Annotated in this window: 14 protein-coding genes and 3 pseudogenes; 6 read left to right on the forward strand and 11 right to left on the reverse strand. The window is 61.6% G+C overall.

Features of this window, described 5'->3' with window-relative positions; all coding sequences use genetic code 11:
- Positions 1 to 165 precede the first annotated feature (165 nt).
- The 4 genes and pseudogenes from BUA36_RS05145 to BUA36_RS05160 all read right to left on the reverse strand — a co-directional run bounded on the left by BUA36_RS05145 (position 166) and on the right by BUA36_RS05160 (position 6,512).
- A pseudogene (locus tag BUA36_RS05145) lies at positions 166 to 1,301 on the reverse strand (EAL domain-containing response regulator).
- Between the two features lie 46 nt (positions 1,302 to 1,347).
- Complete coding sequence (locus tag BUA36_RS05150) at positions 1,348 to 2,544, reverse strand: response regulator (RefSeq protein ID WP_072781950.1); 1,197 nt, start codon at positions 2,542 to 2,544, stop codon at positions 1,348 to 1,350.
- 14 nt (positions 2,545 to 2,558) lie between these two features.
- Positions 2,559 to 4,979, reverse strand: coding sequence for a PAS domain-containing hybrid sensor histidine kinase/response regulator (locus BUA36_RS05155; RefSeq protein WP_072781952.1), 2,421 nt, complete (start codon positions 4,977 to 4,979; stop codon positions 2,559 to 2,561).
- Positions 4,980 to 5,042: 63 nt separating this feature from the next.
- On the reverse strand, positions 5,043 to 6,512 hold the full coding sequence (locus tag BUA36_RS05160) for an aminotransferase-like domain-containing protein (RefSeq protein WP_072781954.1): 1,470 nt from the start codon (positions 6,510 to 6,512) through the stop codon (positions 5,043 to 5,045).
- A gap of 157 nt (positions 6,513 to 6,669) precedes the next feature.
- Here BUA36_RS05160 and BUA36_RS31110 point away from each other — a divergent pair.
- Positions 6,670 to 6,876: pseudogene (locus BUA36_RS31110) on the forward strand (IS66 family transposase); the annotation flags it as partial.
- A 404-nt stretch (positions 6,877 to 7,280) separates the two neighbouring features.
- Here BUA36_RS31110 and BUA36_RS31115 read toward each other — a convergent pair.
- A pseudogene (locus tag BUA36_RS31115) lies at positions 7,281 to 7,607 on the reverse strand (IS21 family transposase); the annotation flags it as partial.
- Positions 7,608 to 8,395: 788 nt separating this feature from the next.
- Here BUA36_RS31115 and BUA36_RS05170 point away from each other — a divergent pair.
- The gene (locus BUA36_RS05170; RefSeq protein ID WP_072781960.1) at positions 8,396 to 9,964 is read left to right on the forward strand and encodes a hypothetical protein; all 1,569 of its coding nucleotides are present in this window, start codon (positions 8,396 to 8,398) and stop codon (positions 9,962 to 9,964) included.
- Positions 9,965 to 10,051: 87 nt separating this feature from the next.
- Here the strand turns inward: BUA36_RS05170 and BUA36_RS05175 are convergent.
- The 3 genes from BUA36_RS05175 to BUA36_RS05190 form a co-directional block, all read right to left on the reverse strand.
- Positions 10,052 to 11,139 (reverse strand): IS3 family transposase gene (locus tag BUA36_RS05175; RefSeq protein WP_139260352.1). Its coding sequence is split into 2 segments (ribosomal slippage): positions 10,052 to 10,878 and positions 10,878 to 11,139, totalling 1,089 coding nucleotides; the frame shifts between segments, so codons are not numbered across the junction.
- A gap of 158 nt (positions 11,140 to 11,297) precedes the next feature.
- Positions 11,298 to 11,606 (reverse strand): sensor histidine kinase, encoded by a 309-nt coding sequence (locus BUA36_RS05185; protein ID WP_072781968.1) that lies wholly within the window; start codon positions 11,604 to 11,606, stop codon positions 11,298 to 11,300.
- Positions 11,607 to 11,777: 171 nt separating this feature from the next.
- Positions 11,778 to 12,563 carry an AraC family transcriptional regulator gene (locus BUA36_RS05190; protein ID WP_072781970.1) on the reverse strand — a complete coding sequence of 262 codons (786 nt, stop codon included), beginning with the start codon at positions 12,561 to 12,563 and terminating at the stop codon, positions 11,778 to 11,780.
- A 98-nt stretch (positions 12,564 to 12,661) separates the two neighbouring features.
- Here BUA36_RS05190 and BUA36_RS05195 point away from each other — a divergent pair, with 98 nt between their 5' ends.
- The 4 genes from BUA36_RS05195 to BUA36_RS05210 all read left to right on the forward strand — a co-directional run bounded on the left by BUA36_RS05195 (position 12,662) and on the right by BUA36_RS05210 (position 20,756).
- Entirely contained in the window at positions 12,662 to 13,846 is a 1,185-nt protein-coding gene (locus BUA36_RS05195) for an FAD-dependent oxidoreductase (RefSeq protein WP_072781972.1), read from the forward strand.
- Between the two features lie 283 nt (positions 13,847 to 14,129).
- Positions 14,130 to 17,042 carry a M12 family metallo-peptidase gene (locus BUA36_RS05200; protein ID WP_072781974.1) on the forward strand — a complete coding sequence of 971 codons (2,913 nt, stop codon included), beginning with the start codon at positions 14,130 to 14,132 and terminating at the stop codon, positions 17,040 to 17,042.
- Between the two features lie 79 nt (positions 17,043 to 17,121).
- A complete protein-coding gene (locus BUA36_RS05205; protein WP_229255609.1) occupies positions 17,122 to 17,697 on the forward strand; it encodes a cohesin domain-containing protein in 576 nt (191 codons plus the stop codon).
- A gap of 164 nt (positions 17,698 to 17,861) precedes the next feature.
- Positions 17,862 to 20,756, forward strand: coding sequence for a patatin-like phospholipase family protein (locus tag BUA36_RS05210; RefSeq protein WP_072781979.1), 2,895 nt, complete (start codon positions 17,862 to 17,864; stop codon positions 20,754 to 20,756).
- 31 nt (positions 20,757 to 20,787) lie between these two features.
- Here BUA36_RS05210 and BUA36_RS05215 read toward each other — a convergent pair whose 3' ends face one another.
- Genes BUA36_RS05215 through BUA36_RS05225 form a run of 3 tightly spaced genes read right to left on the reverse strand, consistent with a single transcriptional unit; the run spans position 20,788 to position 23,941 of the window.
- Complete coding sequence (locus tag BUA36_RS05215) at positions 20,788 to 21,528, reverse strand: SDR family NAD(P)-dependent oxidoreductase (RefSeq protein ID WP_072781981.1); 741 nt, start codon at positions 21,526 to 21,528, stop codon at positions 20,788 to 20,790.
- A gap of 14 nt (positions 21,529 to 21,542) precedes the next feature.
- Positions 21,543 to 22,535, reverse strand: coding sequence for an isopenicillin N synthase family dioxygenase (locus tag BUA36_RS05220; protein ID WP_139260353.1), 993 nt, complete (start codon positions 22,533 to 22,535; stop codon positions 21,543 to 21,545).
- A gap of 5 nt (positions 22,536 to 22,540) precedes the next feature.
- Positions 22,541 to 23,941, reverse strand: a complete 1,401-nt coding sequence (locus BUA36_RS05225) for an alpha/beta hydrolase family protein (protein WP_139260354.1) — start codon at positions 23,939 to 23,941, stop codon at positions 22,541 to 22,543.
- Between the last annotated feature and the right edge of the window lie 2 nt (positions 23,942 to 23,943).

A 23,943-nucleotide genomic window follows, 5' to 3' on the forward strand; every position in this document is an offset into this window, starting at 1 on the left:
TCGCATAATTTATATTATGTCAAATTTGGTTCATCGCACTCTTCGCCTAAGCTGGAGCGCTAACGCCTCAACGCAATAATTTAGACACTCGTAGAGTCTGTGGACACTATTTTGTGCAAATTGACAGCAATCCTCTTTGTGAAACTGACGCAAAATTCGTTCAGACTACTGGTATGCGCGTACCCACGCCTGCACTTGGGACGCCGCCATCGGCTTGGCAATCAAGTAGCCTTGCGCCAGATCGCAGCCGGTCGACCTCAGAAAATCAGCGTCGTCGCTGTCTTCAACGCCTTCAGCTACCGTTGCCATTCCCAGCTGCTTGGCCAGTCCAAGACAAAGCTGCGGTCTATCTTCAGTTCGTCGAAAGGCAGATCACGCAATTGCGCCAGCGACGAGTGACCCGTGCCGAAATCGTCGATGGACAAGCGGAACCGCCTCAATCGCAGGCGAGTCAGAATTTCGAGCGGCGCGCGCAAGTCTCTCATCAACTGGCTTTCCGTCACCTCCAGTACGATGGACTCGGGTTGCAGTCCCTTCAAGCCGGCCTGCTCAGATACAAAATCGGGAAAATCCAATGCCGTCAGGTTGGCCATGGAGACATTGATGGCGACGCTCAGGTCCAAGCCCGCCGCTTGCCAGGTTGCGGCGTCGCTGAAAGCCTGCACCAGCACGGCACGCGTCAAGGCGTCAATCAGGCCGTAAGATTCCACTTCGGGGATGAATTGGTCCGGGTATATCAGCCCGTCCATTGGGGACCGCCAGCGAACCAGAGTTTCAACGCCAGTGATCTGACCGCTGGAGAGAGAGAGCTTGGGCTGGTAATGATTGATCAGTTCGCCGTGTTGAATGCCGAACTGCAATTCGACCGCGCCGTAGCTCTTGCGGACTGCCCCCGGCGCCGTGGCGTCGCAGGACTGCGCCTTATTCAGGGCCGCGCCGAGCAGGAGCGGTGAAACCGGTTTGCTGAAACTGCCAAGCACGTCCAGCCGGTGCGCCACGGCCAGCGCATGGGCCGACTTCAGGATGCGCCCGTCCTCCCCGCTAACCAACACCAGGCTGCCTGTGTATCCATGCGTTACCAAATGGCGCACGAACTCCACGCCATCCATGCCAGGCATGTTGAGATCGATAAGAATCACCAGCGGCGCGGTGCGGGCGTCATGCAGCGTGCCCAAGGCTTCAGGTCCGCTGGCGCAGGTCGCCACCTGCTGAAAGCCGAGGTTGGCCAGCATGGTCGCGTGAAGTATGCGCGTGAAAGCGTCATCGTCCAGCACAAGAATTTTGCAGTTGGTCCGGTCCATGGTCTTACTCCCGTTAAGGCGTTCGGCGTTGATCCTGTGGTAACCCTCAACTGCCGTGGACAGCCGACGCTTTCGCCTCCAGGCCGGTCGACAGGCGCGCAACCTTGGAATGCAGCCGATCGCGCTCAAACGGTTTGACGGCAAAGTCCGCCGCCCCGGACTTGAGGCACTGCACCACCACCGCCCCCTCGCTCTTGGCCGACATCATCATGACGGGCACTTTGGCCAGCTGCGGTATGAAGCGTATGCGTTTCAACGTCTCCAGCCCATCCATTTCCGGCATCATCACGTCCATCAGGATGAGGTCGGGCCTGTCCGTGCGCACCCTGCTCAATGCTTCGGCGCCACTGGCGACGGAAATCAGCCGGTAACGCTGGTTGCCCAAGATGGTGGCGATGATCTTGTGCTGGAAGTCGTCGTCATCGACCACCAACACCACCGGCTTAACCTTTTCCGCCATGGCCGAGAGAGCCCGCGCGGACTCCAGCGGCGCGGCGAATTGGCGGGTAAGGCTTTTTGCCCATTGGCCTATCGGTTGCACGGAGTCGCGCACGCTGTCGAAGCGCGCGGCGATGTCCTCCTCTCTGAAGCGCGCCAGTTCGCGCTCCATGGTTTCCACCGCGTCGATCGGCACAGCATGGGTATTTGCCGCCTGACTCAGTTGCCGGGACCAGCCGTCCACCACGGCATTGATCTCACGCTCGGCATGCTCGACCGCCTGCTGCGTGACGCTGACTTGATTTAAGCCGGCCGCCATGTACTGCTGCAGCAGACCCTCAAGCTCGCTCAGCCGCCTCGCCTGGGAGGCGAATTCCGCCAGAGTAGGACCGTCGTTGTTAAATTTGCTCAGCTCGCGATACGCCAGGTGAATCGCCATGGTCAGGCGCGGCGCGTCGTGGTTCATGGGCCAGAACAGCACGTAGTCATCAAAATGCTGCTGCAGGCACAACTTTGCGACCCGATGCACCTCGTCCTTTCCGCACAGGATGATGGTGCGGTGCGGTTGCAGGCTCAATCTGGCACAGTGGCGGTAAAGGCCCAAGTAAAACCGCTCGGCCTGCGCCAGCGACTTGAAAGCCAGCACTAGGACGTCCGGCAGATGCTGCTCGAAGTCAGCCGCGGACTTTTCCTCGACGGTGGAAGTGTTGATCCGGCTGAAGTCCTTCGCCAGCAGCCGCCTCACCATATCGGCGTCGCAGGCGTTGTCGGAGGCGACCAGGATGCTAGGATTGATGTTGTGCATGATTTTGAACCCTGTCAGGTTTGTGGTTCGTCGCTGGCTGACAAAATGCCGGCCAGATAGAGGTCCACCAGCGCCATTTCGGGCTGGAAAAAGCTCCATGCCTTGGCCAGATCGCCCATCGCATTGGCGATGCCTGCCCGTTCGATATCCTCGCAATGGTCGGCCAGTTTGACAGCACCGACGCTGCGCGCCGACGACTTCAGGTTGTGGGCGACGGCGGCGGCCTTGCCCAGGTCGCCCTTGGCGCGGGCATCGCCGATCTCGCCGGCGATGTTCGCCGCACTGGCGCGGAAATGGCGCAGGAAATCCATGACCACCCTGCTGTCCGTCCCCACCATTTTGCGCAATACGTTAACGTCCACCGGAACAGCCATATCAGGTCCCGCGTCACGACCGGCCACCATGGCGGCTGGGTCCGCCATTTCTCCGGGCGCCTTGGGCAGCCAACTCTCCAGCATGTTCTGTAGCGCGGCAAGGGAGGCGGGCTTGCTCAGGTAGTCGTTCATGCCCGCAGCTTTGCAGCGCTCGCGTTCGCCTTTCAGTGCATTGGCCGTCAGCGCGACGATGGGGATAGGCCGCTCGGGAGATTCCGCGGTACGGATGGCGGCGGTAAGCTGGTAACCGTCCATCGCTGGCATGTTCAGGTCGGTGAGCAGTAACGCGTAATCGCCACTGCGCCAGCGGGCCAGCGCTTGCTCGCCGTTAGCCGTCAGGTCGGCGGCAAAACCGAGCAGGGTGAGTTGTTGTTCGATCACCATCTGATTCAGGTGGTTGTCCTCGGCCACCAGAATCAGGCGGCCCTCACGGCGCGCCTGTTCGCGCGACGGCGCCTGTCGAGGCTCCAGTACATTGGCGTCCACCGACATGCGGTCGGCGTCCATGTCCTGAGGATCGCGACCGGTCTCTTGGTTCGGGCTCAACGCGAATGGCAGCCGCACGGAAAAGGTGGCCCCCTTGCCCGGCGCGCTGTACACCGTGATGGCGCCGCCCATCAACTCCACCAGACGATGGCTGATGGCCAGGCCTAGTCCGGTACCGCCGAAGCGTCGGGTGGTGGAGCTATCGGCCTGGCTAAAGGCCACGAACAAGCGGGAAATCGTGTCTTGCGTCATGCCTATGCCGTTGTCCACCACCTGGAACTCGACAGTCGCCCTGCCCGGCTCACTCGCCACCAGCATCGCCCGCACCGCGACGTGGCCCGCGTTGCCGGCGCCAGCGGAAAATTTGATGGCGTTATTGATCAGGTTGATCAGCACTTGCCGCAGACGCAACTGGTCGCCCAGCACCAGACGGGGAATCGCCGGGTCGGTGAATAGGGTCAGCTCCACCCCTTGTTTTTTCGCCAAACAGCTGAGCATGGCGCAAACTGTCTCGACCACGTCGGCAACCGCGATGGGCTCGTTCTCGGTATCGAGGCGTCCCGCTTCTATCTTGGAGAAGTCGAGAATGTCGTCGATGATGCCCAGCAGCGAAGAGGCCGAATCGCGTATTAGATCCGCCATGGCCAGTTGATGGGGTTTCAGTGCGGAGCGCGCCAGCAGATCGATCATGCAGATCACGCCATTCATCGGCGTGCGGATTTCATGGCTCATGGTCGCCAAAAATTGCGATTTGGCCTGAGCGGTGCGGCGCTCACGCAGATCGTCCATGCAGACATGGGCGAACGTCTCGCCGCCGCTGCTGATCAGGCTGACGGAGACATCGACCGGGATTTCCTGACCATTGCTGTCGCGCACGCCGCTCTCGAAGCGCAGCGAACCGCGTTCGCACAACTGCTGCCAGTGCTGAGGCCATCGCATCGGTTCGATCTGGGTGTCGAGGTCGGTGATACGCCTCCGCAGCAACTGCCGGCGGTCCAGTCCCAGCAGCCGACAGGCGGCCGCGTTGGCATCGTGAAAGGCGCCGTCGGGCCCCACCAGGAATAGCGCATCGTTGGCCTGTTCGACGGCGTGGCGGGTGAGCAGCAGTTGGCGCTGCGCCCGCTCCCGCTCACTGACGTCGCAGGCGGACGGGATCAGCCACTGCACGCGTCCGTCAGGGCCATGCAGCGGTAGCAGCGAGAAGTCCATGGCGACCGTGTCACCGTCGCTGGTGGCGACGCGCACGTCAAAGCGCACGACCTCGCCGCGCGACGCCCTTGCAAGCGCCTTTTGCACTTTCCGCCGCGACGACTTGCAGCCCTGCCACCACGGAGTCTTGTCGAAGCGCTGGCCGAGTACCTGTTCCGGCGTGCAGCCGATGCTCCGCAGCGCGGCATGGTTGGCGTAGCGCAGAACCCCGTCGACGTCGAGCAGGCCGGCGAAGACGGATGGCCCCAGGCGATCCAGCACATCGTGCAGCGTGCGCTCGGCGGAAGGCGGCACGCCGGCGGCCGCGAGCGGGAGCGGCGACGCCGCGCCGTAAGGGATAGCCCGATCTGTGGTTAGTTTTTCCATGCAGACAGTTTGCCCGGCAAACTGTGCTGTGTAGGTGAGCAGTTGCGGGCCTGGGTGACCGGATCAGATCGCCGGATGCCGGCCGGCATAGGCGCGCATCGCGTCGTCCACCAGCCGCGCCAGCGTGCGGATGGCGCGTTCGAGCGTCGCGTCCCAGCTCTGGCCACAGGTCAGCCGAATGTGGTGCTGGAACTCGCCGCGCGCGGAGAACATGGGGCCCGGCGCTATGCTGATGCCCTGCTCCAGCGCTGCGCGGAACAGCGCCATCGCGTCGACCCCGACGGGCAATTCGACCCACAAGAAGTATCCGCCGGCGGGGCACACGGCCTGCGTTCCCTCGGGGAAGTTGCGGGTGACGGCGTCGAACAGGGCGGCGCGTTGGGCCTGCAACGACAGGCGCAGACTTCGCAGATGGCGGTCGTAGCCGCCTTCCTGCAGGTAGCCGGCCAGCGCAGCCTGCACAGGGATCGATCCCGACAGGCTGGTCATCACCTTGAGCCGCTGGACATTGTGCACCCACCGGCCGGGCACGGTCCAGCCGACGCGATAGCCTGGCGCCAGGCACTTCGAAAAGGACGCGCAGTGCAGCACCAAGCCGGAGCGGTCGAACGCCTTGGCGGGCAGCGGCGCTACCTTGCCCTCATAAAGCTCTGAATAGACGTCGTCTTCGATCAGCGGCAGGTTGTGGCGCGCCAGCAGCTCGACCAGGTCGCGCTTTTTCGCGTCGGGCATCAGGCTGCCGAGCGGATTCTGGAAAGTCGTCGTCAGCCAGCACGCCTTCGGGCGATACAGCTCGATGACTTGCGCCAGGCGGTCGAGGTCGATGCCCTCGCGAGCGTGGGTTGGCACCTCGATTGCATGCAGGCCCAGATGCTGGAGGGCCTGCAGCGCGATATAGAAGGTTGGGGATTCGACCACCACCGCATCGCCCGGCCGCGTCAGCGCGCTCAGACACAGATGCAAGGCTTCCATCGCGCCGTTGGTCAGCACCACCTCGTCGGCGTCCACTGCCATCCCGTGCAGCAAATAGCGCTTGGCGATCTCGCGCCTGAGCGACAAGTTACCCGGTGGTAGGTCATCGACCATGTTCCAGGGTTCAAGTCGTCGTGTGCTCGATATCAGCGAGCGCCGCAATCGGTCCAGTGGAAACAGCGCCGGGTTCACGAATGCCGAGCCGAATGGCACCACGTCGCGCGCACGGGCAACGCCGAGGATGGTGCAGATCAAGTCATTGACCTGCACGGTTTGAACACCCGGCTGCGGGGCGGAGGTTCGCGGCTCGGCGAGTAGCAAGCCGCTGGCGCGCGCGGCGACAAAGTAGCCTGACCGGGGTACCGCGCGCACCAGGCCGCGGGACTCGAGCAGGTAGTAAGCCTGGAACACCGTGCTCGGACTCATCCGCCGCGCGGCGCAGGTCTGGCGAACGGAGGGCAAGCGGTCCCCCGGGCGTAGTACCCCCACAGCGATCTGCTGCTGGAGTTCCTGCGCTAATGCTTCGAATTTCGAAGGGGCGGTGGATGATTGGGTAGGCATGGTGTCGGCACCATGCCTCACCGATTGCCGGCTGGATAGAGGTGCGCTGCTACAGTCTACGGGTATCCCGTTGAAATGCAAGCTAACTTGACATTGACCCGACAAGCGCGCAGATGCGTGTGATAGTTAAGCCCGCCCCTGACACAATTGCTCGAACGATGCTTTCCTCCGCCATCTGCTAGCAGCGTCGAAAATGCATGCCGACGGTATACTGATTCCGGTGCTGCGACCCGGCAATGGCAAAACTAGCACGGCCCGTCTATGGACCTATGTATGCGACAACAGGCCCCGCGGCGACTCAACGCGGCCGTCGCTTTGGTTTGCCCAGATGCCCGACCGCAAAGGCATTCATCCACAAGCACACGGCGAAGACGATTGTGTCGGTCTCGGAGACGTCATCAACTTTATATTGGAGCGCTTCCAGCTTGACGTTACCCTGATCACATCCGACCTTTGTCTAAATCATTGCGTCGAAATTTTACACCCCGTTCCTCGTATGAATTTTCGCCGTACCTCGTGGTCAACCTCGTTTTCAACAATCGACAGAAAAGTTTATACGATGTAACCGGGCTGTGGGATCCCGACCCTATGAAAACGAAACCGTCCTAGCCTGAACGGACGTACTAATCTTTAAGTCGGGGAGTTACAGTAAGCGCTTCAACGTAAAGATTCGTACGCCGCGCCTTTCCCACTCGATTATCACGCACTTAGCGCAGCGTCTAAACCTGTTCGTTTGCTCGCGGAATTGACCCACTCCAACTGACCCGCCTTCCATTGCCTGGCGAACGCGGCAACGCGATCATATGATCCTTCATAACCTAGCTCTTTTAGATCCAGATGGAGCTGTTTCAAATTGCGCCGTTGCTTACGCGGCTTTGTGGTCTCGGCTTTGAGCCAGCCTGATAGCTGCACCGAGTACTTATCCAAGCCACTAGATGATCGCCGCTCCGCATAGGAAGGCTCAGTCGTTTCCGATCGCAGGTAGCGTCGGACGGTGTTACGTCAGATGTCGAGCCGTCTGGCTATCTCTCGTATAGGGATCTGGTCACGAAGGTGCCAGCGTCGAATTATTCCTAGCAATGCCACGTCGATCACTCCGATCTCCTGCCGATAAGACAGGTGGAATTGTGCTACCAACGTGGGTCAGATTCAGATGCAAATTCGTGGGGAAAGTGGGTCAGTTTTCAGTGCAACTCAACACTCAAGCAACTGAGGAACTTCGCAGTGCCTTTACACAAAGCTAAAGTCGTATCCAAGTCACATCGCAAACGCCGGCTTCTGCCAGCTGCTGCATGCATGGTCAAGATAGCATCTTACCTGCTTGCAAAGTTCACGATTTGTCACGCCCAGGCGGAAGCCGCCCAGTTGCAGACCTTGGAGCTTTAAGCAGATTATCAATACATTCCATGGCATGTCTCTGCTGCGCCCATTGACGAGAAAATCGTTTTAGCACACCTATTGTCTTAGAACGCAGCCACCGCAGAACCACAAAACATAACCAAGAGCGGAAAATTGGCGCAGGCGGTGGCGGCTAATTGTAGCGACCTGCGTTTGAAAACACGCCGACAGGAAAAGCGCCGTTTCAACCGGCATGCACCGGCCCCGCCCGGGTCCTCGCCCTGCTCTCCCGCCAGCCAGTCAGCGGGCAAGGCCACGGCAGCCGACATCCGCCTGACCAGCACCACGCCGGGCCAATGCACCACAAGTCGAATTACCAAGTCACGTCTATAGACGGCATGGCACGTAGCACACAGCAGCGCCCCGGCCGCGCCATCCAGCCGAGTCGAGCGCTGTGACAATTCGACAGTTTTCCGTCGCCCCCCGGGTGCTACAGTAAGCCGTCAGTTGTAGACAATCAAAATACGACCCACGGATACGCCACGATGCCACCGAAGACCAGAATCAAGAATCAGGGAAAAAAGAACGAGCAAACCAAGCAGAAATCCGAATCTGACGAGTCGACGAGCAGCTCGGGCCAGCGCCAAAACGAGTCCAGCGCGAACAGGCATGCGCCGCCCATGCGTATCAAGCTGGGCAGCGCATCAGCCCAGCAAGAAATCGTTCCTCGCCAGCAGATTCGGCCGGTACCGAAAGACCAAATTGTCAAGGCGAAGATTCAAACCACCCGCTGCCTACGCTATCGGGTCACGTTCGCCGAGCCGGAATTAACGGTCTACAGCGGCACGCTGGTCGAAGGCAAACAAACCCAGGCCAACTTTGGCAGCGTCAGACTGAACTGCAATATTTCGCTTGACTCGGCCAAGCTGCAGCTGCTCTCTTCCTTAAGCCAATGCATGTTGGAGTATCTCGAGCAGGAAGGCAACGGCCAGGCTGCACAGTCGGGCAAGCCGTCCAACCCCAAACAGCAAGGTCGTTCAACAAACGCCAGTTCCTCTGTCGAAGCGGAACAAGCGGCCGCCAACAAGCACGCGGAAGTACAGATCGGGTTTGACGACCGCGGCATGTACATCGCTTCCAACGCGGGAGCCATAGACCGCGCAAGCTATTTGAAGATGCTCAAGTGGGTCCGGCGTCAGCCGGACGCCGATCCCGACCATGAGCGGCCCCTGACGCGCGCCATCGCCCGCATTCAAAGTCTGTTCAGTGCCGACGAGCAGCGCGAAGACAGTCACGCCAAGCTGCAAAGCAAGCATGAAGAAGCGATACAGGTCAGGCAAACGAGTAGAGACCGGCGCATCGAGCGCGGCCAACTTCCTCTGCAAGAAGTACTCGACATATTCAATCAGGAAAATCAGACGGCGGAACAGAAGCTCGCCAAGGACCGCGACGACGTTCTGGCCGGCGTCATCGAGCAATCGCCATGGTACAAGAACGTGGTGGAGCGCACCATCGACCGCACCAACCAAGGCGAACTCGCCAATCTGTATCATTTCCTAAAGGCGCTAAGGAACGGCGACGGCATTGCCGCCAGCATGTCCTTGATCGCCGAACACACTTGGGCCGGCGAACTGTCCATCGTCCACGCCGAACTCAGAGTCGTGCGCGCCGCATGGCTGATCGGCTCGGGAAAGCTATTGCTGGGCGGCGCCAAGCGCGCATGCTGGGGATGCTACAACGTCATCAAGGAACTCGACCAACAAGCGATCAACCGCCGGCAAGCGCAGCACACGCAAGCCTCGACATCGACGCTCACCACCACGCACCCCGCAGTCCCCACCCGCCCGCGCAGTGCCAGCCTACCGCCGCCCCCCACCACCATCTCCGCTCCCGTCCACCGTGCCCGCAGCGCCAGCATGCCGCCACACCCGCCGGCAACATTCGACATCTTGCGGCTAATCGACGACGATATCCCAGGCGGCGCCTTTCCCAAGTCGTATTGCGGCGTAAGCAGCAGCGACCGCACCCACGTCGACGAAGCCCCGCCCGAAGACACACTGGCCGCCAATTTAACCCGCCGGCGCTCAGTCATCCTGTTCAAGGACGAACCCTAAACCTGCGCTAGCCCCAGCAAGCAGGCATACCACGGTAATCCCCCATTTTTAGAGCGCGCTAAATTTAGAGCGCGCTAAAAGTAGAGGTTAAGCGGCCAAGGCAAGCTTCTGTTTTGGTGTTATGCCATCAAGTGCCATGTTGGGCCGATCGTGATTGTAAGTCCACAGCCAGCGGGTTGCAAAATCCTGGATGTCGTCCAGTGTTTCAAATAGGTGGTGAGCCAGCCAGTCATAGCGCACGGTGCGGTTGTAGCGTTCAACGTAAGCGTTCTGCTGCGGCTGCCCCGGCTGTATGAAGTCGATGCGGATACCGCGCCTGGCAGCCCAGGACATGGTCACTGCGCTGATGTACTCAGGGCCGTTATCGCAACGAATCACCAGTGGTTTTCCCCGCCATTCAATGATCCTATCGAGCGATCGGATTACCCGCTCAGCTGGCAGCGAGAAGTCCACCTCTATACCGAGTCCTTTGCGATTGTAGTCGTCGATCACATTGAACAAACGGATACTGCGGCCATCGGCCAGCTGGTCATGCATGAAGTCCATCGACCAAGTCTGGTTGGCCTGTGTGGGCACGGCCAGTGGCAGCGGTTTCTCCCGCACCAGGCGATGACGCGGCTTGATTCGCAGGTTCAGTTCGAGCTCGCGGTAAATCCGGTAGACACGTTTGTGGTTCCAGCCAAATGACTTCACGTTGCGCAGGTATAGAAAACACAGGCCGAAGCCCCAGTTACGCTGATTGGTTGTCAGTCGCACCAGCCAGTCGGCTATAACCTCGTTCTCCGCATTCAGCTTGGCTTCGTAGCGGTAGCAAGTTTGGCTGATGCCAAAGGCCCGGCACGCGACCTTGACGCTCAAGCGGCCTGCGGCCACGTAGCGCCGCGCCATCTCACATCGACGAGATGGCTTCACCACTTTTTTGCCAGTGCCTCCGCGACGATCTCAGCCTTCAGGCGCTCCTCGGCATACATCTTTTTCAGGCGACGATTTTCCTCTTCCAACTCCTTCATACGGGCCATGAGCGAGGCATCCATGCCGCCGAACTTGGAGCGCCATTTGTAGAACGTGGCGTTGCTGATGCCATGCTCTCGGCACAGCTCCGGGACTGGCGCGCCTCCTTCGGCTTGCTTGAGGATGGCAATGATCTGGCTATCGGTAAAACGGGACGTCTTCATGCAGAACTTTCAAAATCTGAGTTTGAAAAATTCTACTTTTAAACGCGATCATTTGCTGGGGGGGATTACCATATGAAGCGCGAAGTATCGGTGTGTCTCCAACTTTAGGTAAGCGCGCTGGTTTAAACGGGGTTTGGGTTCGACTGCATTGCCCGCAATCAGGGCTTTTTCACGATAGGCAAACTGAGTACCAGGCGGGTCCCGGATTTGCCGGACTCCAGCTGGATCATGGCGCCGATGGACGCTGCCCGGCGCAGTTGGTTGCGCAGCCCTTTACCCTCCTTTTCCAATCCTTGATCGACTGAAAATCCCACGCCGTTGTCGGTGATGACGACCAGTACAAAGTCGGCCTCGACGCAGGTGGCAACACGGATTTCCGTCGCCGCCGCATGCTTGACGATATTGGCGAACGCTTCCTGCAAGATGCGCAGGATGTGCAAGGCATTGCGCGGATCGATCCATTCCATCTCCGGCACATGCTCGACCTCCCAGCGCAGCTTGATGCCGGCACTTTCAAGCCGCGGCCCCAGGCGGAACCGCCTACTTCTGGAAGCAAAGTGTGAGCGAATCCTAGCACTCCGTCAGCGTTTTCGCTGATCGCCCGCCCCTCGCTAAAGTGGCCTAGTATTATCCATCGCTTATTCGCTGCGGAAATAACGCCCTGGCGGCATACCGAAATGGCGTTTGAACATGGCGATGAAGTTGCTGGTAGTGGCGTACCCCAGCGTGTCCGATACGGCATTGACGGACTTCCCCTGTGCCAGCAGTTCCAGCGCGACCGCCAGCTGGAACTGTTCCCGCCACTGCCCAAAACTGCCGCCAGTTTCGCTCTGGAACAAGCGGCTCATGGTGCGCGTGGACAGCCCGGCCCACGCCGCCCATTGGGCCAGGCTGCGGCCATCTCCCGGCGCCGCCGCCAGCGCGCTGGTGACGCGCAACAGGCGGCGGTCTTGCGGCATCGGTATATGCAATGTCATTTGAGGCTGTTGCTGCAATTCGTCCAGCAGGACCGCCATGACACGTTGCTGAGGCGGCGTCAGCGACTGTTGCGTGCCCCATGTCACCGCTTGCCGCACCAGCGCACGCATGATCTCAGTGACGCCGATCACCGTGGGATGGGACGGCAGGCGCGCGCTGGCCGCCGGTGTCAGCAAGATGCTCCAGCCGCTCATGGCGCCGCTGATACTGACCTGATGTTCCTCGCCTGGCGGTATCCAGCCGGCCCGCCGCGGCGGCAGCAGCCAGGTGCCGGACGCCGTACGGACCTGCATCAGTCCGCTCTCGATGCAGAAGATCTGGCCGCGGTAATGGCGATGGCTGGGGTAATTCCTTGTGCCGAGCTGGAATTCGGTGTCAGCGCGGGTGTCGCCCCATTGGACGATCAGTTCCGGGCCGTCACGTTGTTCGCTCTGATCTTGCGGCATGGCTCAAATTCATTATTTTTAGACCAAACAACGTTATCACTTGTAGCCTTTCTTGTCGAATACTGAACAGCGTTTCCACGAGATAGGATTTGTCATTCATGAGCAATACAGCATTTCATGTCGCCATCATCGGCGCTGGCCTGGGCGGATTGTGCCTGGCGCAGGGATTGAAGAAACACGGGATTGCATGCGATGTATTTGAGCGCGATGCTGCGCTCGACAGCCGCCCGCAGGGCTACCGCCTCCGTATCAACGCTGATGGCCAGCGGGCGCTGCAACACTGTCTATCGCCCCGGCAGTTCGCGCTGTTCAAGGCCAGCTGCGCCGATGATTTGCCGCGCACGCAAGCACTTGATGCGCAACTGGGGGTGGATACGCGCTGGATCGATGCCTGGCGCGATGATGCCGACGCTGGCAAGGAGCAGGAACTCAAAGCGGACCGCCAGATGCTGCGCGAAGTGCTCATGTGCGGCATTGAGGACCGGGTTCACTTCAATAAAGCGCTGCATGAATTGAACCAGCATGGCGACGAAGTGATGGCTGGCTTTGCGGATGGCAGCCACTGCCGCAGCAGCTTGCTGGTCGGCGCGGATGGCAGTAATTCCCGTGTTGCGGCGCTGCGCTTCCCGCAGGTACGGGGGCTGGACACCGGCGCGGTGTGCATTTACGGAAAAATGCCGCTGGAGAAAGGGATGCCGACGCAGATCGCGCCACTCCTGCGGGAAGGTACCTCGGTGATATTCGACGCCAATCTGGCGGTGGTGGTGGACGCGATGCAGTTCGCGCCCTCGCCTCTGCTCGATACATTTGGCTTGCGCGCGGTCCCCGATTATCTGTACTGGGCCATCATCGGCCTGCGCGCGCGTTTTGGTTTGGCCGGGGATACCCCCTTGCCTGCCAACGATACGCAACTCCTGCATCGCATCAGCGCCGTCACGCGCGGGTGGTCGCCAGGCTTGAAAGCCTTGTTCGACGAGACGCCTGCCGGCCTGCGCGCCATGCTGCCGGTGCGGCAAGCGCCCTCGCCTGGCGCCTGGCCGGCCAGCCGGATTACCTTGCTCGGCGACGCTGCACACGTGATGAGTCCTGCCAGCGGCCTGGGCTGCAATACAGCCTTGCAGGACGCCGAGCTGTTGGTGCGCCAACTGGCTTCGGCAACGGCCGGCACGCTTGACCAGGCGATCCGCTTCTATGAACAAGGCATGTGCGAGCAGGCTGGCGCTGCGTTGCGCTCGTCCGCATGCAGCGGCGTTCAACTGTATGGCGCACCGGCGGAGTGTTGACGGGCGGAGCGACTTTCGGCGAGTTGTGCACAATCGACAACAAAATTTCTAATACGTATTGTGACATTTAGCTAATTCAGTAATACTAAAATTGAAACTTTTGCATGCCTTATTGATAAGGAATGCATGTTTCCATTGGGCATCACTGTTGCGCCACGAAGGGACGACCGATTTTCGACTAACCACCAGACGAAAGGGTAATGCAGGCATGAAACGATCAGACCACCCGTCGACACCCCGCCTCAAAAAGACCGGGACCACTTTGCGCTCTACCGCTGGACGCATGTTATTTGCCTTCATGGCTGCAGGCTGGGCCATCCCCGGCTCCGCCGCCGTGAGCGCGCCAGACCTTACCGTCCAGACCCTGCCTACGGGCGACTTCTGGCAGGACGTCGGCGACGGCAGGAGCACCAAGGCGGCTACCGCCCTCGCCTCCGGTCCACGCAAATTCCACGCCGCCAAGCTGAACCGCTCCGGTTTGCAGGGCTTTGCCAGAAGCGCACCACTGGAGCGTAGCGCCGACGCCGCCATCACGCCGCTGATCATTTCGCTGCCGCATCCGGATGGCGGCTACCAGCGTTTTGCCATCGTCGATTCGCCGATCATGGAAGCTGGCCTGGCCGCCAGGCACCCGGAAATCAAGACCTATGCCGGCAAGGGCATCGACGATCCTAACGCCAGCCTGCGCATGGACATCACCCCGCTCGGCCTGCACGCTTCGGTGCGTACGCCCAAAGGCGCCTGGTATGTCGATCCGCAAGCGGTGCTCGACGACAGTGTCTACAACAGCTATCACAGCCGCGATTTGCCGAACGTGCACGGCGCGCTGCGCGAGGCACCATTGACCGATGCCCAGGTCGCGCTGTCGAAAGGCTTCTACCACGCTGACGAAGCGGTCGAAGTGCGCGGTGCCGGCTTCACGCCGGGGGCGGCCGTCACCGTCTCGGTCAGTGCTGAAGGCGACAGTGGCAACCGCCAGAGCCTGGTGGTCAACGCCGACAGCGAAGGCGTGATCAACACCACGCTGGTGGCCGACCCATCGCGCAATACCGGCGCCTTCGAGGTCAGCGCCAGCGACGGCCGCAGCACCAGCACCGTGGCCTACCACGTGGTGGACGACCAGGTTGCGGCCGCACCGGCGTCCGGCAACCAGCTGCGTACCTACCGCCTGGCGCTGGTCACCGATCCGTCCTACGCTACCTACTTCGGCGGCTCGGCCAACGTCACCGCTGCCAAGGTCAGCCTGATCAACCGCGTGACCCAGGTCTATGAAGACGAGACCGCGATCCGCCTGGTGCTGATCAACAATACCGACGCGCTGAACCTCGACACCGCCGCGCAAATGACCGGCACTAACGGTCCTTGCGGCGGCGCCGCGTGCTTTACCGCTTCCCAGGTGTCGAGCTGCGGCAGCGCGACGCTGACCCGCAACCGCGTAGTCGCCGGCCTGCTGGCAGGCGCTGGCAACTTTGACATCGGCCACATCGCGCTGGGCCTTGACGGCGGCGGCATCGCCAGTCTGGGCGTGGTGGGCGGTAGTGGCAAGGCGCAGGGTTGCACCGGCATTCCAACCCCGGTCGGCGACTTTTACGCAGTTGACTACGTGGCGCATGAAATGGGCCACCAGTTTGCCGGCAACCACACCTTCAACGGCGTGGTCGGCAGTTGCTCGGGCAGCAACCGCAACGCGGGTACGTCGGTGGAACCGGGCAGCGGTTCCTCGATCATGGCCTATGCCGGCATTTGCGGCAGCGACAACCTGCAAACCCACAGCGACGCCTATTGGTCGCAGCGCAGCTTCGATGAAATCGTCGCCTACACTGCAGGCGCCGAAACCAATCTGAACGAAGTGCAGAACCTGGTGCTGTCCAACTTTGGCAGCGGCCAGCAGTTCAAGCTGAGCTACAAGGGCAACAAGTCGGTCGCCATCATCAACGGCAGCAACTTCACCACCTCCGGCCTCAAGGCGGCGATTGAAGGCATCAGCGGCTGGCCTGCGGGTGGCGTCGTCACCGTGAGCACGCTGAGCAACAATGCCGCGACCTTCACCTTCAGCGGCACGCTGCTCGGCACCAATGTAGCGCCGCTGCAGCTCACCGATTGCAGTGGTGCTTGCACCGGCTATGTCGGGGAAATCACGGCCGGTGGCCCGACTACCCGCCGCGGCGCGCTATCGTTCACGGGCAATACCTCGCCCGTGGTGACGGTTGCCGCCAGCTACGTCATCCCGGTGCGTACGCCGTTCGCGCTGACCGGCAGCGCCGTGGATGCGGAAGGCGATACGCTGACCTATCTGTGGGAACAGAACGACCGCGCTGCCGGCGCAGGTACCGGTCTGGTCAGCAATACCAAGACCAACGGTCCGCTGTTCCGTCAGTTTGGCGTGCGCGCCGTGGTCAGCGCCGACGACACCATCAAGTATGGTTCGCCGGGTGAAAACCACGTCAGCACCAATCCGACCCGCGTGTTCCCGGACCTGGCGCAGATCCTGGCCAACAACACCAACGCTGAAACCGGTGCCTGCCCGGCCGCTTCGGCGACGCCAACCCCGGCCCAGATCGAGTGCTTCTCGGAGTACCTGCCAACGGCGGACTATGTGGGCTTCAGCGCCAACGCCAATCCGGCGGCGCTGAACTTCCGCCTGACCGCGCGTGACGGCCGTGGTGGTGTCGGCAATGCCAGCACCCGTCTGGTACTGGCTGCGGGCGCCGGCCCCTTCCTGGTCACTTCGCCCAACACTGCGGTGTCGCTCGATGCGGGCTCGACCCAGACCGTGACCTGGAACGTGGCCAACACCAATGCTGCCCCGGTCAGCACTGCCAACGTCAAGATCAGCCTGTCCGTCGACGGCGGCAACACCTATCCGTACACGCTGGCGGAAAGCACCGCCAACAATGGCAGCAAGGCAGTCACGCTGCCACTGGTGGCCAGCACTACCGCGCGCATCAAGGTGGAAGCGGTAGGCAACGTCTTCTTCGACGTCTCCAATGCCAACTTCACGATCCGCCTGGTGGGCGACGTCAATGGTGACGGCAGCCTCGGCTGCGACGACTACGCCATCATCAAGGGCGCGCTGGGCAAACGCAGCGGCCAGGCTGGCTACGATGCGCGTGCCGACCTGTACCAGGATGGCGTGATCGACGCGCGCGACCTGACGCAGGTGTCGCAACGCATTGCGGGCGGCTGCCACATCTAAGCCGCAGCACCTGAACGGCGCCGCCATGCCGTGGCGGTGCCGATCCCGAATCCTAGCTTGAGGAATAACCATGTTGAGTATGAATAAACTGAAATACGCGGCCGGTGCCGCGCTGCTGGCTTCCGCCTTTGCCGCACCGTCGGCCTACGCCGCCGATCCGGTGCTGAGCATTGTGGCCACCCCGTCGAGCGGCGTGGTCGGTTCAACCATCGATCTGGACATCACCATTTCCGGTGTCAGCGACCTGTATGGCTACAATTTCTCGCTGCTGTTCAATCCGGCCTACCTGCGGGCGTCCAGCGCCAGCGAAGGCGCCTTCCTGGGGGCGGCTGGCGGCGCCACCGACTTTGGCGTGGCTGATCTGTCCGGTACGCCGGGCCAGGTGTTCTATGTGTACGGCACCCGGTTTGGTCCGGTGCCGGGCGCCAATGGCGGCGGCATACTGGCGCATCTGCGTTTCGATGTCATCGGCGCCGGCACCAGCACGCTGAGCTTTGCCGATGTGGCGTTTGTGAACTCGCTCAACGGCGACATCACGCCGCAACTGGGTACAAAAACGCTGGTGACCAGCGCCGTGCCGGAACCGCAAACCTATCTGATGATGGGCGTGGGCCTGATCGGTCTGGCGGCGCTGCGCCGCCGTCAGGTCAGCTAGCGAAGTGGCAGCCAGAGGCGCTTGCATCAGGCGGCGTCTCTGGCTTTAAAAATTATTGAAGTGACAATTCGAGAGATAGTTTTCAAAAAGACAGCGTAAAGTAGTTGTTTGTAGGACTAGGCCTACAAACATCAGCATCGCCAACCTTCTTTGGGAAACTGCTCATGTCGTTCAGCAACCGGATTCACACGTTCGCCACCACCCGCAAGGCATGGATCGCGAGCCTGACCACAATCGTCGCGCTGTGGCTGTTTTCCATGCAGCAAGCCTTGCGCCTGCCGGCCGGTTACGGTATCGAAGACTTCATGGGCTGGGCCAGCAATACCGATAATGCGGGCGGCATCCGCCAGGCCATCATCTATTGGGATTTCCTGCCGGTCTTCCACAACGGCCCCACGTATTACCTGCTGCTCGACACCTTCTGCTTTATTCCCCTGTACAGCTTGCTCATCTATGGCGCCACGTCGGCCCTGCATATCCGTTTTACGCCGGGGAATTGGCTGCTAAGGGCACTGTGGCGGATAACGCCGTACTTGCTGTTGCTCCTGGTCCTGGACGACCTGGCCGAGAATCTGTCCGGCTTCAGCAAGCTGGGCTACCCCGTGCCGCATTACTTCGGCGCGCATGCCGACGTGTTTAATAAGCTCAAGTTCCCGTTTTTGTTTGCCACGCTACTGCCCGCGCTGTACTACATGCTGGCCTGGTGGCTGGGCTTCCATTGCAGCGACGCGGTAGTACAGCTGCGCCGCGAAAAATGGCATGGTTATATGGGCGTCGTTGGCCGCAGCCGTTACGTGCTGGGCGCGCTGGCGCTGTTTGCGGGCTTTACGCTGGTGATGGACCAATGCCGCGATGTGGTGCTGTCGATGGTCGACGGTGACATCAAGTGGCCGGTGCGGGTGACGGTGATCGTGCTCAACGCGCTGGCAGGCGCCATGTTCGCCTACTCCTGTTTCCTGTGGACGCGGCTGGTGTGCATGGTCGAGCGTATCAGCCTGCCGCAATTCACCACAGGCGCCGTGTCGTCTTCGGTGGGCTATTTCGCGCAGCAATGGGCACGCTTCCTCGCCCTGCTGCCGGCGTTGATGATGGTGATTCTGCTTGGCTACGTCACCGGCGACGCACTGGCGTCGTTGCGCATGCGGGGCCTGGACAACGTCAACGTGCTCGGCTGGCTCAGTTTTTTTGTGGCGCTGGTGGTGCTGCTGTGCTGGTTGTTCGTCAAAATACGTCAGTCCTTGCACAAGGATAATCTGGCCAGCTACTACAACGCGATGGGCATTGGCCACCTGCTGGAGGAGCGGTCGCGGTTGCCACGTGGCGTGCCCGCAGTTTTCCAGCCGTTGGCCGATCTGCTGTCGCCGACCGCGCTGCCGCTGGTGGCGCTGTCGCTGCTGTTGCTGTTGCGCCTGATGCCGGGCTTGCAGCCGCAAGCATTTGCGGAACTCTGCCTGAGCCTGACCTGGTGGCTGGGCGTGGCCGGGGTACTGTCGCTGATCGAACAGCGCACCTCGGTGCCTTGGGGCCTGTTCCTGCTCATACTGATAGGCGTGCTGGGCCTGTACAACCTGACCAACAACCACCAGTTCTCCTTGCTAGCCCATGGCGCTGCATCGGACTCAGTCAAGGAATATCCGGCACTGGTGGGCGGCGTCATCATCGGGTTGCTGGCGGCGGTATGGTGGTTGCTCACACATACGCATCGGAAAACGCTCAGCAGCCCGACGGCCAGCGGCGGCCTGCTGTTCCTTGGCTATACCCTGTTGCTGGTGGTATTGCTATTTGGCGGGCTACGTTTTGCAGAACACCATAGCGAGCCAGCTTCCATGCTGACGGCGAAGGTGAAGCGAGACCTGCTGACCACCAAGTTACACCAGCGGGAAGACACGTCCAAGGTCTTGTACGTGGTGGCCGCCGAGGGGGGCGGCATCCGCAGTGCCTACTGGACTGCACTGATGCTGGCCAAGCTGCACGAGGCGCCGAAGCAGGAGGTGGCCAAGCGGCTGTTGGTGGTTAGCGGTGTCTCCGGCGGCGCCCTGGGGGCGGCAGCCTACCGCGCCTGCCTGCGCCAGCAAGATAGGCCGGTCAGTGAGTGCATCAAGACAGGCTTTGCAACGATGGACCCGCTATCGCCCATGCTGGAAGCGTTCATGATGGAGGATGTGCTGGCGCGTATCGTCCCGACCAGCCTGTGCGATGTGCCAGGCTGCGCTTACCTCAGCCGCGCCCTGCCCTTTGAGCGCGTCTGGATCGCGGCGTTTCGCACCATGGCGCAGCCACTGAGCCCAGCCTGGCCCGGCGAGCCGGAACTCATGCTGAACAGCACCGCCGTCGAAACGGGCAACCGCAACACCTTTTCGACCGTCAAGCTGGAACCGTACGAAATACCCACCAATAACGACATCATCGAGGAACTGGACGGCGAACCGCGCCTGGTGACGGCAGCCCATGCCGCAGCGCGCTTCCCGTTTATCAACCCACTGGCGGTTGCAAAAGGTCCTGGGAAGAAGGATTTTCGCCATCTGGCCGACGGCGGTTACTACGACAATAGCGGCGTAACCGCGCTGGCGGACCTGATGCCCACCATCCGCGAGCGCTATAAAACAAATCCGATCCGCCTGATCCTGATCCGCAATGGCCAGCCGGTGGCCGATTGCGAAAAAAAACGCCGGCTGGCGCCGCTGGCTGACTGTCTGAAAAACGAAGCGCCGGCGCACCAGGACCGGGATAATGCGTTGATGCAGCCGCTGAAAACACCGGGCCAGACCTTCTATGCCGATGCATTCGGGCCGCCCGCCACCTTGCTGCATGTCTCCGGCGTGGGCGCACATGGCCGTCAGCCGGCCGGTAGCGCCCTTTGGTACAGCGATAAAAAAGATCCCAACAAGCTCCAGCCGTGCACGCTGGATCAGGAAAGCAGCGTCAACCTGGTTCCGCTCGGCTGGTATCTGTCCGAAAGCGCCCGCCTGGCGCTGGAGCAGCAGGCGAACAAGGTGGATTTGTCCGCTTGTCTGAAAGAGTTCACGCCCGACGCTCCGGTCACAGCCGCCTTGCCGTAACTTGTAAATTAGCGTTACGCGTAACGCTAATTTATGCCGAGGCCCTGGCGATCTCGCCGCCGTCGATCACGTAATGGTGGCCGGTGATGAACCGGGCCTCATCCGACGCCAGGAAGGCGAAGAAAGCGGCGATTTCCGCCGGGTCGGCATGGCGGCCCAGCGGGATATTCGCGTTCACCGCCGCAAACATCTCCTCGGTATATTCGGCCTGCTGCATCGGCGTCATGACCGCGCCCGGGCACAGCGCGTTGACGCGGATCGCCGGCGCCAGTTCGACCGCCATGGTCCGGGTCAGCGCCAGCACCGCCGCCTTGGAGGCGTTGTAGTCGGCATAGTGCGGAAACGCCGCCAGCCCGTTGACCGACGACATATTCAGGATCACGCCCTGCTGCATGCGCGCCAGCGTTTCCCTGGCCACGTAGAAGATGCCATTCAGGTTGGTGTCTATCACCTGCCGCCATTGCGCCGGTTCGATGCTGCGGATGCCGGCATGGCGAATGCTGATGCCGGCGTTATTGATCAGCACATCAATTGACTGGAAATGGCGGTCGATCGCCGTGAAAGCCTGCGCCACGGCATCCGGGTCCGACACATCGGCCACCAGCCCTGCCACCAGCGTAGGCAGCTCGGTCATGGTCTGGTCGATCGCCTTGCCGTTCCTGTCGATAATGATGACCTTGGCGCCCTCTTCGGCAAAGCGCTGGGCGCTTGCCTTGCCGATACCGCTGGCGCCCCCTGTCACCACCACGTTCTTGTTGCTGAGTCCTTGCATCGCTGCCTCCTGGATTAGATTTGTTCGTATTCGTTATGGCTCGGGATCGCAAAATCCAGCACCCACTGGCCGCTGTCGACGCGCTCCTTGATGTAGGGGAAGTCGCGGTACAGCTGACCCAGCAGATGGTGGCCGACCACCACGCTCTTGTCGCTGCGGCCCCACGCCGGCAGCACGGTCAGCTCGGTGTCGAAATCCAGGTTCATGAAGAACGGGAAGCTGTAGCGCTCTTCCCCGGTTGACACCACCCGGTGCAGCAGGGACTTGATGTGGCCGCCCGACATGAACTCCAGCATGTCGCCTGCCAGCACCAGCAGCGTGTTCTTGAACACCGGCATATTCTTCCAGCTGCGGCCGACCTGGTCGAAGGCCAGCAGGCCCGGCGCCGACTGGTGCATGATGGTGAACACCTCGTAGTCGGTATGGGCGCCCATGCTGGCGTCGTCCTGGCCCACCAGCACATCGTTTTCCAGGTAGTGGATCAGGCGCAGCTGCGAGGCCGGGCGCGTGATGTAGCGGTCGAAATGGCTGTCTTCCAGCTGCGACGCGCGCGCGATCAGCCGCAGCAGCTCGGTGCCGATGCGCAGGTTGGCGTTGTAATACGCCTGCAGCGCCGCATCCATGCCATCGACATGGCCTGGATAGCGGTTCGGACCGATGAGCTTGAATCCGCGCCCGGGCGCCTCGGCACTGTCATAGCCGATGTCGAAGGCTTCGTAGGCGCGGATCTTTTCGTCGCTGTAGGCGCCCTTTTCCGTGACCGGCACATAGCCGCGGTGGTTGGGCGAGGCGCCGATGTAGTACGCCATCTTCTGCTCCAGCGGCGAGGCAAAGAAATGGCGCGCTTTCTCGTGCAGCGACTTGAACAGCCGTGGCGGCACCACCTGTTCCAGCCGCGTGAGGTAGAAGTAGCCGTGCTTGCGCAAGGTGTCAAACACATGGTCGGGCGTGATGGCGCCGTTCACCATGTCTTCATAATTGAATACTGGGAAGGAATGAATAGTCACAGCACTTACCTCCTCGTTAAAGTCATGGCGTTGCCCTGGACCGGCCCGCCCTGGATGTTCTGGTAGCGCCTGGCTGCGCGCTCGATATCTGCCGGCCTGCCCGTCAATGGCCCCTGCAGAAAAGCCGCCACGATGTCGTTGGTGGCGTGCAGCGTCTCCGTCGGGCCGCGCGACCCGCCCACCAGCTGCGCCAGCAGCCAGCGCGCCGGCGGCGAGAACATCAGGGGCGCGTCGGTAAAGCTGTAGTGGTTGGCGCGGGCGATCTGGTAGCGGAAGCCCTGGTCCCGCAGGTTGGCGATCAGGCGCTGGTTGCCGCGCTGGTACATCTCCGAATGGCCGGTCTCGCCATGGTCGCTTTCGACCAGCAGGAAAGGCCGCCCCAGGTGGCGCTCGGCCAGCGTCCCGTACAGGGTGCCGTCGATGTTCGCCGCCGCCTTGACCCGACTATCCCTGGCCATCACAGCCACCGCCGTCGCGCCGCCAAAGGAATGGCCGATCGCGGCGATACGGTCAAGGTCCATGCGGCCGGACAGCGCGCCCCAGCGCTCCTTGCGGGCCAACTGGTCGAGCACGGCGTCCATGTCCGCCGTACGGATGTCCAGATGCTCGCTCATATAGGCCAGCCGGTACGGGTCATTGGCGGCGAAGCGCTCGACCGGCGTGGCGATATAGCCATCGGCCAGCGTCGTCACTGCCGCCTCAAACGGATGATCGATCGCCAGCACCACAAAGCCCCGGCTGGCCAGGTCGCTCAGCAGACTGGTGTAGAACGATCGTGAGGCGCCGTAGCCCGGCGAAAACAGCACCACCGGCCATTTGGCGCGGTCGTCCGACAGCGGCGCCGCCAGCAAGCCATGCGTATTGATGCGGTCGTATCGCGTCATGACCATGCTCGGCACGCCCGACACAAACCGCGGCAAATGCCCGAGCCCGTCCAGGTAGACCGCATGTTCCCCGACGGCGCCGCGCGGCGCCGGATACCAGGCCTGGACGATGATGTTGCGCCTGTCCTGCGGCGCATCGGTGGCCGGTTCCGGGCGTGTCGCATCGACCCAGCGGAATACCTCGGTGCCAACGGCGTACGGCCCGCTTGGCGCCGGCAGGTCTGGTACCGGCAGGAACACCCAGCTCATGCCCAGCGCACAGACGGCGCCCGCCTGTCCGGTACGCGCGGCAACCATGCGCCACCGTGGCCCGTCCTGCAGCACGGCGCGCAGCAAGCCGAGCAGGATGAGCAGGTAGACCGGCGTGAACTGCCAGTACCAGCCCTCCAGCAGCACCTGCAGCAGGCAGCCCGCAGCCAGCAGCGACAGCATGCCGATGGCGCGCGGCGCGCGCGATCGCCGCGACACCAGCGATGCCAGCGAAAACAGCACGGTGCCGCCGACCAGGAGAAAGTCGATCACGC

The organism is Duganella sacchari (assembly GCF_900143065.1).
Lineage (GTDB): Bacteria > Pseudomonadota > Gammaproteobacteria > Burkholderiales > Burkholderiaceae_D > Rugamonas > Rugamonas sacchari.